This window comes from Algoriphagus persicinus (assembly GCF_035156415.1).
Lineage (GTDB): Bacteria > Bacteroidota > Bacteroidia > Cytophagales > Cyclobacteriaceae > Algoriphagus > Algoriphagus persicinus.
This window is the reverse complement of record NZ_JAYEEY010000013.1, coordinates 100,535-114,397: the sequence shown is the minus strand read 5'-3', so window position 1 is coordinate 114,397 and position 13,863 is coordinate 100,535. Positions and strand designations below refer to the sequence as shown.

Sequence of the window (13,863 nt, the reverse complement as noted above, 5' to 3'; positions counted from 1 at the left end):
AAGCTACGCCTTGCCAACTGTATATTCTTCACCCAGATAAGGCATTATTAAGGTGATTGTATATAGTCTTCTATTCTTCTTCAGTTAGGTTCCACTGTCTACCAACTTATATACATCACCGTCTTTGACAAACAAAAATTTACTCCTCTTTAAATCAAACTTTATATAAGGATCATCTTGGCATTTGGTTTCTTCCCACAATTGAAGCAGATCAAAACGTCTTGGAATAAGGGAATACCCCACCACTCTTTTTTTAAAAGAATATAATACCAGTATTTCACTGTCTGATTGCGCTAGCATATGTAATTGATTCAAATTCCAATTTGAAAATTGGAATTCTTTGACATTTGAATAAGGTCTAACAATATAGAGTGTGTCCCAATTAATACCATTAGTATATTGAGAAAAATCTATCTCAACTGTTCCCGAATTATCTGAATCAAAATCAATTAATATTTCTTTGACATTAAAGTTAGCACAACTTGAAATCAAAGCTATAAAACCAAAGAGAATTAACGTTTCATTGAATTTCGTTACCATATTAGCAGCCTCCAAATACTGTCGAACCATTTAATATTATTTTAAATTCACTATTGTTACCGCTTGTAATCAGATAACTCCTAAGTTCATTTTGAAAACTTATCGGAAAGCACAACTTTAAGCTCTGTGATATATCCCCAGAAATCATCAAGATCAATATATAAATTTCTATATCCGAGAAAGGAAATAACTACTTTTTCAGCCTCCCTCCCAGTAGTATAAATTCTAGCTTCCCCATTTTCGTCGGTAACTTCTCCGCTCAGCGTTGATTTTCCTTTGATTATTGACACATTAGTATGTGGGATAGTCTCACCTGAATAATCTACCACTTTTAGCTTCAATGAAGCTCTATTTTCTCCAAAGCTAGAGTCAAGTCCGAAATCACGTCTAATTGTATCCGTTTTGGAAATGACTTCAAAATAAGATGGATGTGGGTGCGTAATGCCCTCATGAAATAAAAGCAAGGTATCCTGCTTCACAAAATAGTATCCTTTACTGATGGTCTTTTCGCCATGTCCTCCATATTGCGCATAATCAAAATGATGATCCTGCATAAGTTCTATTTGCAGGTTGCCACGATCCACACCTTGGGGAATCCAGGAGTAAACGCCCGTTAGACTGTCCTGAGCAAAACTCATACTCGAGAAACAAACATTTAGACAGAGAAGAATACATACCAACCTAACAACCTGAATCATTCCCTTTTTGCGGTTTTGTACTTTTAACTTCTAAAACATTAATAAAACAAATCAGATAAAGTATTAGCAAAATAGGCATTGAAATAGGTAAATTCCCCCTTAGGAATATTTGGAAATGTTATTTGCTCAATCTTTTTTTGACACTCATCTTTTTCTAATCTATCGAAACCCAACATCTTAAGTTTTTCAGATAGAGTTAACAGGTCTTCAGAAAAATCTCCATCCATAATCTTAGGGTCATTTATGAAAATTCCTTCATGATGATTAATCTTCAATATTTCAAAAAAAAATATTGGAGCGATTAAACTTAATGAAACTACAAGAAACTTATCAATAGTATTTGCCCCCGAAAAACTTCGATTTAAAAGACACTTTAAACCAACACATCTTTTATCAATTATTGATATCCGATCACAATCTTTGACATTAGAAGTACCAAGGAATTTTTTAACCTCCCTTAATGACTTAATCAGTTTGGAATGATCCTGCTCATATAGTTTACTCCATAAAACTGAAAATTCTGGTGACTTTTCAAATTCTCCTGAGATTTCTGAATTCTCAGAGAGAACACTTGAGTAATGTTTATATACCAACTTCTGGAATTCAAAATTCATACTTTTCAAAAACAAATCCCATTACCAATAAACACGTAATTTGCAACTATCGGTGAAATATTGATAGACCCTGAACCATAATAATCGGCTCTTCCACCATAAAGAGACATTTGCGATTTTAACAGAGTCATGAATGCAGCAATTACTGTAGTCTCAGAAGTTGATGCATCAAAAAGATATAGATGATGTGCCAAATCACTTGCTCTTTGGACTGCCGATGTCGCAAAATTAGCTGCATCCAATTTAGAGAAAATTTCACCAGAAATTAATTCCTCAGGCATACCAAAATATAAAGCTCTATTTATAGTCATAGTTCTTACCCCTCCGCCTACAATCCTAACATCAAAACGAATATTAATAACTCCTGCCTCCTGCCAATTAGACCCAATATCCTTAAAGTTATAGCTATCACAATCAATACCTATCTCATCCTCTGGCAGCAACGTCGGCCCGCCAGTGCCTCCACCAGACCCAGTACCCGAACCGCTTCCTGATCCTCCCCCTCCTCCTGGACCTGTTGGGGTTCCACCTGCCCATCCTGGACCTTCTTCATCAATTTCTGAACATTCTGGAACTATATAGAAATAGCATTCAACTACATTTTGCTCCTCCCATCCGATCCCTTCTTCATAGAGGGGGTTGTCTTCATAATAATAAGTACATACTTCTTTTTCTACATTTCTACACTCTACTACAGCATTGGCGTATGACTTTTCTTTAATCCCGTGCTTCTTCTCATAATATTGCTCAACAACATTTCCATTGGCAATGAGCCAACCAGTCTCCAGATTTTCATCCCAATCTGTCAATTGGATATCACCAGAAAACTGGCTGCTTAAACTCATGAAATTATTCACTTCCAGCTGGCTTTGGCCTTCAATACTCGTCTCTGGAAAAAACTTAAGCAGAGATTTTGAATAGTTCCCCATACTGTCTTTACGGATAAGTAGCCGATAGAAAGAACTCTTTTGCTTTTCCTTTATTGCTACTCTTGTAGTATCATCTCTCATAGGTACTGCATGGGCAGAATACTTTACTGCCACTTCGATCACATTTCCATTATCATGGGTAATCACCTTGTTCCAATGGATTTTCTTGATCTGATTCCTTACTCGTGCATTCGCTCCTGCTGATACAGGAACCCCAAACTCTTCCTTCGGCCCAAACCAGGCCTTCGCATCTTCTACTGCTTGCTTAGCATCAGAGATTGGGATCTCAACAGGTTTTTCCTCACTTACACAGGAGGCCATACCGAGCATCATAGCTAGAAGTAGAAATGACCAAAACCCAGATCTACTTAAAAATTTGTACTTGAGGGGGGGGTAAGTGTGTTTCATAATAGATTTCATAAAAGAATAATAGTTAAGTGTCTAAAAACTTCTTAAGTATAAACCTTCGTGACTATAAAAGCAATAGTAGTTTAGAAATTTTCTGAAAATTTATCATTCTGTTAACAGGCGATAACCCACATCTTCCCTCATAAATTTTGACTAGTAAAACAACAAAACCCGCCATTTCTGACGGGTTTTGTTATTTCAATCTTACAAATTTTCACTGAAAGCCTCTGGTTTCTCTTCTATCAACAGCAAAATGAATAATCGGAGCCATAATAACACTGTAAAGCAAAGCAATTCCTATATAGATCACATTCTTCCACAAAGGATACGCCCAAATATTTGCAAATGACCCCACTATACAAATACCTAGCAAATGGCTAACAGTCATTATAAGTATTTTAACATAAATATTTTTATAAATAAACTTAGGATGGATTGCATTTGTAAGAAGAGCCAAGTTATAGGGAACCAAGACTAATATTAGATAGACCAAAGGCAAAATCAAGAAATTTTCCCACCTAAACATCTCCATGTACCTCCAATAGCCCATTGCCAAATGATATGGCATCTCATTACCCAATACCACTACGTCAAAAAACATTGGGGAATTTTTTAAAATTGGTAATAACACAAATGCCAAGATAAAATTGACTACAATTCTTCGTTTCATATTAGTGATATCTTAACAATCTTTACTTAGCGTGCTCGGTGGTTTAATCCCATCAATCACATCTAATACGTCAGGCCAATCTGGTCTTAGAATTACAGGGTCAATTTTTGAAGCTGATCCTCCATTTTGATTAACAAAGTCTCTTAACTTATTTTGAAAGGACTTCCATAGATTATCTGCACTAGTAAAAGGTATTCCAGCAGCAGCTTGAGCAAATGTTTCTAACCCTCCTGTCAGCCGATCCACCCCTTTTGTATAAAAAGTGTAAGATCCATTCGAATTAACAGAGTACCCAAACTCCCTATTGCCACTTACAGGATGATGCCCATACTTTGGATCTCTAATCGTAGTGAAAATCCATCTAGTCGGAGATGATAAGGAAGTTACAACCGACCCATTCTCAGGCCCTTGAATATCAATGTTAATTACTGCTCCATAAGGATTTCCCGAATTCCTTAAGTTAGTATCATTTATGCTTCCCCACTGCAATGGTGAAAAAGTAGACAAACTTTGGTCAGTGAACGAATTAATATTGGTTCGGATGTAATTCAGAAACTGCTGTGGCTCTAAGGTAGATCCATTTACAACTGGAAGTGTAGAGACAGTAACTGCAAAATAATCCATGTTCACAGCCTTGCTAAGGGCATTGTCTATCTGTTGAATATTAGCTACATCAGACACCGTATAATCCCCATGATCTGGATAGGAAGCAGTATAAGTATTGAGCTTGTCAATTATACCTTGACCTGGGGTGAATTTCGCTATCTCTAGCCACTGCATTATCAGAGAACAAGGAATATCACTATCCAACAATGCGAAAGGTTTGTCGTATAACAAATCTTCTAACAGTGGCTGTATAGTCGGTCCTCCTCCTCCAGAGCCAGTACCTGAACCACCTCCTGATCCTCCTGGTCCCGTATAAGTCCCCGGTCCTGATCCCGGATTGTATTGGTCTGAGCATGCGGGATCCTCATAGGCTATTATATCAAAACACTCGATTCCAACTTCTGGAAGTTCACATATACCGCTACTGCAATCCATTTCTTCATCATCACCCCATGTTATACATACTTCTTCTAATATTGGCGTACAATCAAGCGACGCATTGGTATTTGATCTTATTTTCTTACCTGCATCACTTTTTAGAAAGTAGGTATATACCTTCTCCCCATTTTGCACAAACCATCCTGTGCTCAATTCCTCATCCCAGGAGACCATTTGAATGTCACCCGAAAAATCTTTGCTCCACACCGTATAGTTGTTGACGTCAAGCTTCTTTTGGTTTTCTGCAGTTCCTTCAGGGAAATACTTAAGTATAAATATATTAAATCCCCTATCTTCTTTTTTCTCAAAAATCAATCTGAAAAATGCATCCTTCTGTTTCCTTTTGATGTCATTGATCGTTTTTGCCGAGCGGATGGGTACTGAGAAAACATTGTAAGTGATTTCCACTTCGATCACTCTTCCTTCTTCATGTACCATAGCCTTGTTCCAATGGATTTTCTTGATCTGATTCCTTACTCGTGCATTCGCTCCTGCTGATACAGGAACCCCAAACTCTTCTTGGGGCCCAAACCAGGCCTTCGCATCTTCCACTGCTTGCTGAATATCGGAAACCGGTACCTCAACAGGTTCTTCCTCACTTACACAAGAGGTAATAATTAGCATCGTGGCTAGAAGTAGAAATGACCAAACCCCAGATCTACTTAAAAATTTGTACTTGAGGGGGGGGGGAAGGTTGTTTCATAATAGATTTCATAAAAGAATACTAGTTAAGTGTCTAAAAACTTCTTAAGTATAAAGCTCCTTGACTATAAAAGCAACAGGAGTTTAAAATTTTTCTGAAAATTTATCATTCTGTTAACAGGGTATAACCTACATCTTTCCTCATAAATTTTGGCTAATAAAACAACAAATCCCGTCATTTCTGACGGGTTTTGATTTATAATCAAGATAAGCACTCCATCTATTCAGACTATTATTCAGGAATAAAATCCACGTGCTCAGCGGTGTCAATTTGTAATTCCACATCCAATGGCATTTCAGGGCTGCGGATATTGTCAACAATTCTCGGAATATATCCTACCATCCCAAGATATCGACTGAATTCGCCCAAAAAATCTTTGCTCCATACAGTGTAGTTATTTACTTCAAGCTTTCTTTTCGTATGACGATGTTTCTTCTTGATATCGTTGATGGTTTTCGCAGATCTTATAGGATTTGAATATCCACTACTTGGCAATAAGCACATCTATCCCTCGAAGGAAACTATATTTCAATAGAGAAAGAAACAAACCCTACAGGAAAAATATCGTACCTTTGAATTGTATCTGTAAGAATAAGTGCAACGTCACAGAAAAATATCGACCATTTTATTATCCATCCTGGTGCTGCTCAGTTCTACGAGCTTAACCTTTGGCATGCATTTTTGCATGGGGCAATTGGAGAGTATTGCACTTTTTTCAGAAGCTAAGCCGTGTGATATGCATCTAATGAAATCACAGAATGCATCTGAAAAGCACGATCCCGACTGCGACCACGAGCTAGCTGAAAAAAGTTGCTGTGAAGATCATTCTATAGTAACAGAGGGAAGTAAGGAGTTGAGCATTATTACCCCAGTTTCTGCTCCAGACTTTCATATGACTGCTTTTTTATATGCCGTGGTTTCGTTCATGTTCATTGCCCCTGAAGCGGACTACAATACTTTTAGGGATTATTCCCCCCCTCTGATTGATCGTGACATAGTTGTGCTCGTTCAATCCCTCATCATTTAAGCATTTCATTCAGATTTTTGACTGCAGCGTAGTGTTTTGCTACGCTACCTGCGCATGCTGTCTCCTGCGCTTGTCTCAATCCAGTTTAAAAGCAAATTGAATGAAAAATGCTCAACAAAATCATCAAATACTTTCTTGAGAACCGTTTAGTCACAGTTCTCATACTCATCGCTTTAATTGCCTGGGGTATTGTTACCGCGCCTTTCGGTTGGCAAGTAGGTGCTTTGCCCTCCGATCCTGTGCCTGTGGACGCCATTCCGGATATCGGTGAAAATCAGCAAATCGTCTTTACCGAGTGGAGGGGGCGCTCACCCCAGGATATTGAAGATCAAATCTCCTATCCCTTAACCACTTATTTATTGGGGATACCGGGTGTGAAATCTATACGGAGTTCGTCCATATTTGGCTTCTCCAGTATCTTCATCATTTTCAGTGAAGATGTTGAGTTTTATTGGTCCCGATCCCGCATCATCGAAAAACTCAATGCACTGCCTAGAGATCTGCTGCCCGAAGCAGTGCAACCTGCGCTTGGCCCGGATGCCACTGCATTAGGCCAGGTATATTGGTACACCATTGAAGGCCGGGACAAACAAGGAAATCCTACTGGTGGCTGGGATTTGCACGAAATCCGTACTGTACAGGATTTCTATGTGAAATATGGTCTGAACGCCACAGAGGGCGTTTCGGAAGTAGCATCCATTGGTGGTTTCGTGCAAGAATACCAGATTGATGTCAATCCAGATGCACTCAAAGCCTTTAATATCCCCTTGCACCAAGTGATGCAGGCGGTTCAAAAATCCAATAAAGACGTAGGTGCCAAAACCATAGAAATCAATCAGGCGGAGTACCTGGTGCGTGGTTTAGGGTACGTCAAAAAAGTAGAAGACATAGAAAAAGCAGTTGTAGCCGTGCAGGATAATGTCCCGGTAAGAATTAAAGATATTGGTGTCGTATCACTTGGACCGGCTACTCGTAGGGGCTTATTAGACAAAGGCGGGGCTGAAGTGGTTGGTGGGGTGGTTGTAGCTCGTTATGGCGCAAATCCTTTGCAGGTGATAAATAACGTAAAGGATAAAATCAAAGAAATAGCCCCCGGGCTACCTAAGAAAACTCTGGCAGATGGCACGGAAAGTCAATTGACTATTATTCCTTTCTACGACCGCTCAGAATTGATTTATGAAACATTGGGCACTCTGGAAGAAGCCATTTCACTTCAAGTGCTCATTACCATTCTGGTGGTAATTGTGATGGTGTACAATCTTAGGGCTTCTTTTCTCATTTCCAGCATACTGCCGATTTCCGTACTCATGGTATTTATCGCCATGCGCTACTTTGGTGTGGATGCTAATATAGTAGCACTATCAGGTATAGCCATTGCTATCGGCACCATGGTGGATTTAGGGGTTATTCTATCAGAAAATATCATCAAGCATATCGATGAAGCACCACCGGGACAAAAACTGATTGACACAATTTATAACGGCGCTTCCGAAGTAGCTACTGCCATTCTTACTGCAGTTTCCACCACCATCGTCAGCTTTATTCCGGTATTTACCATGCAGGCCGCAGAAGGAAAGCTCTTCGGCCCGTTGGCATTTACCAAAATTTCGCCTTACTAGCTGCATTGATAGTGAGTTTAATAATAATGCCTACGCTGGCACATTGGTTCTTTGGTTTCAAAATCAATAACAAATTCCTCAAAAAGTACGGAAGCTACGGGTTAGTTTTAGTAGGAATCTTAGCTCTATTTATTGGTCAGGTGTGGGGAGCTGTGTTGCTGATTCTTTTTGGGGCAATAGGTATTCTGAAAAATAATTTTGATTCAAAAAAGGAAAACTTTTCCAAGCCTGTCTTATTTCTGTTCAATTATGCAGAATTGATAGTAGTACTTTCTGGAGTGACTTGGCTTTTGGCCAAATATTGGTTGCCACTGGGAGCGTCCAAATCTCTTTTGCTCAACTTTATATTTGTCGCTTTACTGGTAAGTATCATACTCGGTGGATTTACACTTTTGGAATATCACTATAAAAGAATCCTAACCTGGTGCCTAAACAATAAAATTAAGTTTCTCCTGATTCCCACGCTGCTCATCCTTCTAGGAGCCAATATTTGGTTGGGTGTTAATACTATTTTTGGATTTGTCTCCACAGGTTTTGAGAAGGTGGGTTGGAATATAAAAGAAACCAACCTTTGGGCAGGAGCTGCCAACTCCTTTCCGGGAGTAGGAAAAGAGTTTATGCCCTCTCTGAACGAAGGGAGTTTTCTGCTGATGCCTACTGCCATGCCTCATTCGGGTATAGCCTACAACCGTAAAGTGCTGGGGCAACTGGATATGCTTTTGACCAATATTCCTGAAGTAGAGATTGCTGTGGGGAAATTAGGCAGGGTGGAATCTGCCCTTGACCCGGCTCCCATTTCGATGTATGAAAATATTATCAACTACAAACCACAGTACATACTTACTAAAAAGGGCCGCAGACAACGGTTCAAGGTGGATGATGATAACCGATTCATCACAATTGCAGGTGATTCTTTGACCAATCAAGAAGGACTCGCGCAAAGAATTGAAGCTGAAGACCTGATTGCTGATAGTGATGGTGAGTATTTCCGTAATTGGAGAGAGCATGTCAAATCCCCGGATGATATTTGGGATGAAATCATCAAAGTCACCAAGATACCGGGCGTTACCTCGGCACCCAAACTTCAACCAATAGAAACGCGATTGATCATGCTACAAACCGGCATGCGTGCCCCAATGGGTATCAAAGTGTATGGTCCTGACTTGAAAACCATCGAAAATTTTGGACTGAAACTGGAAAACATCCTGAAGGAAGTGCCATCGGTGAAGGCAGAGGCAGTTTTTGCCGATAGAATTGTGGGCAAACCCTATATACACCTGAATATAGACAGAGACGAAATCTCTCGTTATGGCTTGAATATAGAAGATGTTCAACAAACGATAGAAACCGCTATTGGAGGCATGAAAATCACCTCCACGGTGGAAGGTCGTGAACGATTTCCTGTGCGCGTACGCTACCCTAGGGAATTGAGGGACGATCCTGAATCCCTTGGCAAAATCCTGATACCAACGCCTACAGGAGCGCAAATTCCCTTAGCTCAAATCATAGATTTTGAATATGTGCGGGGTCCACAGGCTATCAAGAGTGAGGAAACTTTCCTTGTTGGCTATGTGCTGTTTGATAAACGGGACGGCTTTTCGGAAGTCACTGTAGTCAATGATGCACAGCAAACCTTACAGGACAAGATAGATTCAGGGGAATTACTGGTACCAGCCGGAGTGAGCTATAAGTTTTCAGGTAGTTATGAAAACCAAGTAAGGGCCGAAAAACGCCTTGCCATCATTGTTCCTTTGGTGTTGGGCATCGTATTTCTGATTCTTTACTTTCAATTCAAGTCAGTAGCAACTTCATTGATGGTATTTACTGGTATCGCCATGGCATTTAGTGGGGGCTTTATCATGCTTTGGCTATATGGTCAAAACTGGTTTGCTGACTTCTCCCTCTTCGGCACCAATTTCCGTGATCTGTTCCAAATACATACCATCAATTTGAGTGTGGCCGTTTGGGTTGGGTTTATTGCCCTCTTTGGAATTGCTACGGACGATGGGGTACTGATGGCCACCTATTTGGATCAAAGTTTTGAGCGAAATAAAACAGATAACCTGAAAGGAATCAGGGCTGCCACCGTGGAAGCAGGCCAACGCAGAATAAAACCTGCGGTGATGACCTCTGCCACCACCATCATTGCCTTGCTGCCAATTCTCACCTCTACCGGACGTGGCTCGGACATTATGATTCCTATGGCAATCCCGGCATTTGGTGGGATGATCTTTGCTGCCATCACTTACTTTATCGTTCCTGTGCTTTACTGTTGGAGAGAAGAACGTAAAATTATAAAAGCTCAATCATGAAGAAATATATCTTAATCCTATTCATTTTCTTGGGCTCTCCATGGATAGCCGATGCCCAAACGCTAGATGCATATCTCAAAATAGCAACCCAAAACAATCCGGGATTGCAAGCAAAATACAAAGAGTTTGAGGCAGCTATGCAGAAAATACCGCAGGTGAGTACCCTACCCGACCCAACATTTGCCGTGAGTGCTTTCGGCCAGATGACTGAAACAAGAGTAGGACCTCAAATGGCCCGGTTTACGCTCACCCAAATGTTTCCTTGGTTCGGTACACTCAGGGCTCAAGGTGATGTAGCCACCTTAATGGCAGAGGCCAAATACCAGTCGTTTTTGGACGCCCGCAACACATTGCATTACCAGGTAGCAGCGGCCTACTATCCGCTATATGAACTTAAGCTATGGAAGGCGATTGAACAGGGGAACATTGAAATCCTGGAATCTTATAAAACCATTACCAATTCTAAGTTTAAAAATGGAGCCGGTGCTATGGTAGATGTCTTGCGGGTGGACATTATGCTCAAAGATGCCTCCACCAACCTGAGCATTTTAAAGGTCAAAGAGAAACCACTCCTGACCACCTTTAATACCTTGCTTAACAGAAATGAGAATGAAGCGGTAGCCCTCAGCGATTCCTTGACTATAGAATACTCCTTACCTGCTGACTTCAGAAAAGACTCACTACTGGTCCGAAATCCTATTCTTAATGAACTGGATTTGAAAATCCAAGCAAGTGAGGCCTCAGAGAATGTTGCAGTAAAACAGGGTCTTCCTAGGTTGGGGGTAGGATTTGACTACATCATAGTGGGAAAGCGAACTGATTTGGGCCCCGGCATGACTGCCCCTGTGGACAATGGTCAAGATGCTTTCATGCCAATGGTTTCTGCCAGCATTCCTATTTTCAGGAGAAAGTACAAAGCTGCTGTGAAGGAAGCGCAACTCATGCAGGAAAGCTATGCACTGCAAAAAGAAGATTATACCAATACCCTTATCTCAGGCTATGAAATGGCGTGGTTTGGAATCCAACAACAACAAAAGCTGCTTCAGCTTTACGACCATCAGATACAGGAATCCCAACAAGTACTAAACCTCCTATTTTCCGCCTATGGCAACTCTGGAAGAGAGTTTGAAGAGGTTCTTCGTATGCAACAACAACTACTAAAATATGAAAAGATGAAGGCTACAGCTTTGGCAGAATACCACACCAAAGTAGCTGAGTTAGATTATATAACCGCAAAATCGAAGTAATCATGGAAAAGCATAATCACGAAAACCATCAGCACCATAATGACCGTCAAAAGTCTCACATGAAAGATTCAAATCATAATCACACTGGACATGATCACCACGACCATCATGCCATGATGATCGAAGATTTTAAGAAGCGTTTCTGGATTTCATTGATCATAACAATCCCAATAGTTGTGCTTGCTCCGATGATTCAGGAACTGCTGGGTTATGAACTTCGCTTCAATGGTGACCGCTACGCACAGTTTGTGCTTTCTTCTATCATCTTCTTTTATGGTGGATGGCCATTTCTGAAAGGAATGGTGGATGAAGTGAAAAAGAAAGCTCCGGGCATGATGACTTTGATTGCTCTGGCTATTTCAGTCGCTTACTTCTACAGCTCGGCAGTGGTCTTTGGTCTTGGTGGCAAAATCTTCTTTTGGGAATTGGCAAGCCTGATCGTGATTATGCTTTTAGGCCACTGGATAGAAATGAAGTCGGTTATGGGTGCATCTAATGCACTTCAGGAACTCGCCAAAATGATGCCTTCCACAGCCCGAAGAATCAAAGAGGACGGGGAGCATGAAGATGTGTCTATTGAAGACTTGCAAAGCAATGACATGATTCTGGTACGGCCGGGCGAAAAAGTCCCTGCGGATGGAACCGTAATAGAAGGAGAAAGTCATGTGAACGAATCTATGCTTACCGGAGAATCGAAACCCGTGTCAAAACACAAGGACGATCAGGTGATTGGCGGTTCAGTGAATGACAATGGTACTTTAAAAATCAAGGTTAAGCACATTGGAGAAGACTCCTATCTGACCAAAGTGATCGGCATGGTCAAGGAAGCTCAGAAGACCAAATCCAAAACCCAAAACCTGGCTGATAAAGCAGCCTCATGGTTATTCTACATTGCCCTGGGTGCAGGGATTACTACACTGATTGTTTGGCTAAGTCTGGGAAAAGACTTTGAGTATGCACTCGAACGAATGGTGACGGTGATGATTATTTCATGTCCCCATGCATTAGGGCTGGCCGTGCCTTTGGTGGTAGCCATTTCTACAGCAGTTTCAGCAAAAAATGGGTTACTCATTCGCAACAGAACAGCCTTTGAGAATGCACGGAAAATATCGGCCATCATTTTTGACAAAACAGGTACGCTGACCAAAGGAGAGTTTGGAGTAACCCGTTTCAAGAGCACCTCCGAAAAATACTCAGACAATGAATTATTACAAATCGCAGCTTCTATAGAAAACAGTTCCGAACACCCAATAGCCGGGGGAATCGTCAAGAAAGCTAAAGCAGAAGGATTGGAATTAGACGAACCCAGAAACTTCCAAAACATCACTGGAAAAGGAATAAAGGCAACTTTAAAAGATCAGGAAATCAAAATCGTAAGCCCGGGGATGTTGAAGGAACAGGGTATGGAAATGCCATCTGATGCATTCAAAACAGAAGATGAGACGGTGGTTTTTATATTGATAGACGACAAATTAGCCGGCTTCATCGCTCTTGCAGATGAAATCAGGACTGAATCACTGTCAGCAATTAAAACCTTAAAAGAAAGAGGAATAAAAGTATTGATGGCCACAGGAGACAACCATCAGGTAGCAAAAGCGGTCAGCGAACAACTATCACTGGACGACTACTATGCAGAAGTGCTTCCGGAAGACAAGCAACGCATCATTAAAGAACTTCAGGAAAAAGGAGAGTTTGTAGCGATGACCGGTGATGGCGTAAATGATGCGCCTGCACTTGCACAGGCCAATGTGGGTATTGCCGTAGGATCAGGCACGGATGTAGCAGCCGAAACCGCAGATATCATATTGGTAAATAGTAATCCACAGGACATTGCCAATTTGATTCTATTCGGTACAGCTACCTATAAAAAAATGATGCAAAACCTATGGTGGGCAGCAGGATATAACATCGTGGCAGTTCCTTTGGCTGCTGGCGTATTGGCTGGTGTTGGCATCATTCTTAGCCCTGCAGTTGGTGCTGCTTTAATGAGCCTGAGTACCGTGGTAGTAGCCATCAACGCACAATTACTTAAAAGACAAATGAAGAAATAAT

At 40.9% G+C, this 13,863-nt stretch carries 10 protein-coding genes and 1 pseudogene; 4 read left to right on the top strand and 7 right to left on the bottom strand.

The genetic code is table 11. The features are described from left to right. Positions 1 to 84 precede the first annotated feature (84 nt). The 7 genes from U3A58_RS12015 to U3A58_RS11985 all read right to left on the bottom strand — a co-directional run bounded on the left by U3A58_RS12015 (position 85) and on the right by U3A58_RS11985 (position 6,101). Entirely contained in the window at positions 85 to 570 is a 486-nt protein-coding gene (locus U3A58_RS12015; RefSeq protein WP_323823668.1) for a hypothetical protein, read from the bottom strand. A gap of 56 nt (positions 571 to 626) precedes the next feature. Then, positions 627 to 1,178 carry a peptidase associated/transthyretin-like domain-containing protein gene (locus U3A58_RS12010; RefSeq protein WP_323823667.1) on the bottom strand — a complete coding sequence of 184 codons (552 nt, stop codon included), beginning with the start codon at positions 1,176 to 1,178 and terminating at the stop codon, positions 627 to 629. A gap of 98 nt (positions 1,179 to 1,276) precedes the next feature. Next, positions 1,277 to 1,852: a hypothetical protein gene (locus U3A58_RS12005; protein WP_323823666.1), complete on the bottom strand. Its 576-nt coding sequence runs from the start codon at positions 1,850 to 1,852 to the stop codon at positions 1,277 to 1,279. A 5-nt stretch (positions 1,853 to 1,857) separates the two neighbouring features. Continuing rightward, positions 1,858 to 3,114, bottom strand: a complete 1,257-nt coding sequence (locus tag U3A58_RS12000) for a hypothetical protein (protein ID WP_323823665.1) — start codon at positions 3,112 to 3,114, stop codon at positions 1,858 to 1,860. 289 nt (positions 3,115 to 3,403) lie between these two features. Then, positions 3,404 to 3,859, bottom strand: coding sequence for a hypothetical protein (locus U3A58_RS11995; protein ID WP_323823664.1), 456 nt, complete (start codon positions 3,857 to 3,859; stop codon positions 3,404 to 3,406). Between the two features lie 12 nt (positions 3,860 to 3,871). Further along, entirely contained in the window at positions 3,872 to 5,527 is a 1,656-nt protein-coding gene (locus U3A58_RS11990; protein WP_323823663.1) for a hypothetical protein, read from the bottom strand. Between the two features lie 310 nt (positions 5,528 to 5,837). Continuing rightward, entirely contained in the window at positions 5,838 to 6,101 is a 264-nt protein-coding gene (locus U3A58_RS11985; protein ID WP_323823662.1) for a hypothetical protein, read from the bottom strand. Between the two features lie 100 nt (positions 6,102 to 6,201). Here U3A58_RS11985 and U3A58_RS11980 point away from each other — a divergent pair, with 100 nt between their 5' ends. The 4 genes and pseudogenes from U3A58_RS11980 (at position 6,202) to U3A58_RS11965 (ending at position 13,862) form a co-directional block, all read left to right on the top strand. After that, positions 6,202 to 6,633, top strand: coding sequence for an HYC_CC_PP family protein (locus U3A58_RS11980; protein WP_416377301.1), 432 nt, complete (start codon positions 6,202 to 6,204; stop codon positions 6,631 to 6,633). Positions 6,634 to 6,740: 107 nt separating this feature from the next. Continuing rightward, positions 6,741 to 10,564 (top strand): annotated as a pseudogene (locus U3A58_RS11975) (efflux RND transporter permease subunit). After that, positions 10,561 to 11,811, top strand: coding sequence for a TolC family protein (locus U3A58_RS11970; protein ID WP_323823660.1), 1,251 nt, complete (start codon positions 10,561 to 10,563; stop codon positions 11,809 to 11,811). Before U3A58_RS11975 ends, U3A58_RS11970 begins: the two are co-directional and overlap by 4 nt. A 2-nt stretch (positions 11,812 to 11,813) precedes the next feature. Next, positions 11,814 to 13,862, top strand: coding sequence for a copper-translocating P-type ATPase (locus U3A58_RS11965; RefSeq protein WP_416377300.1), 2,049 nt, complete (start codon positions 11,814 to 11,816; stop codon positions 13,860 to 13,862). The last annotated feature ends 1 nt before the right edge of the window (position 13,863 follow it).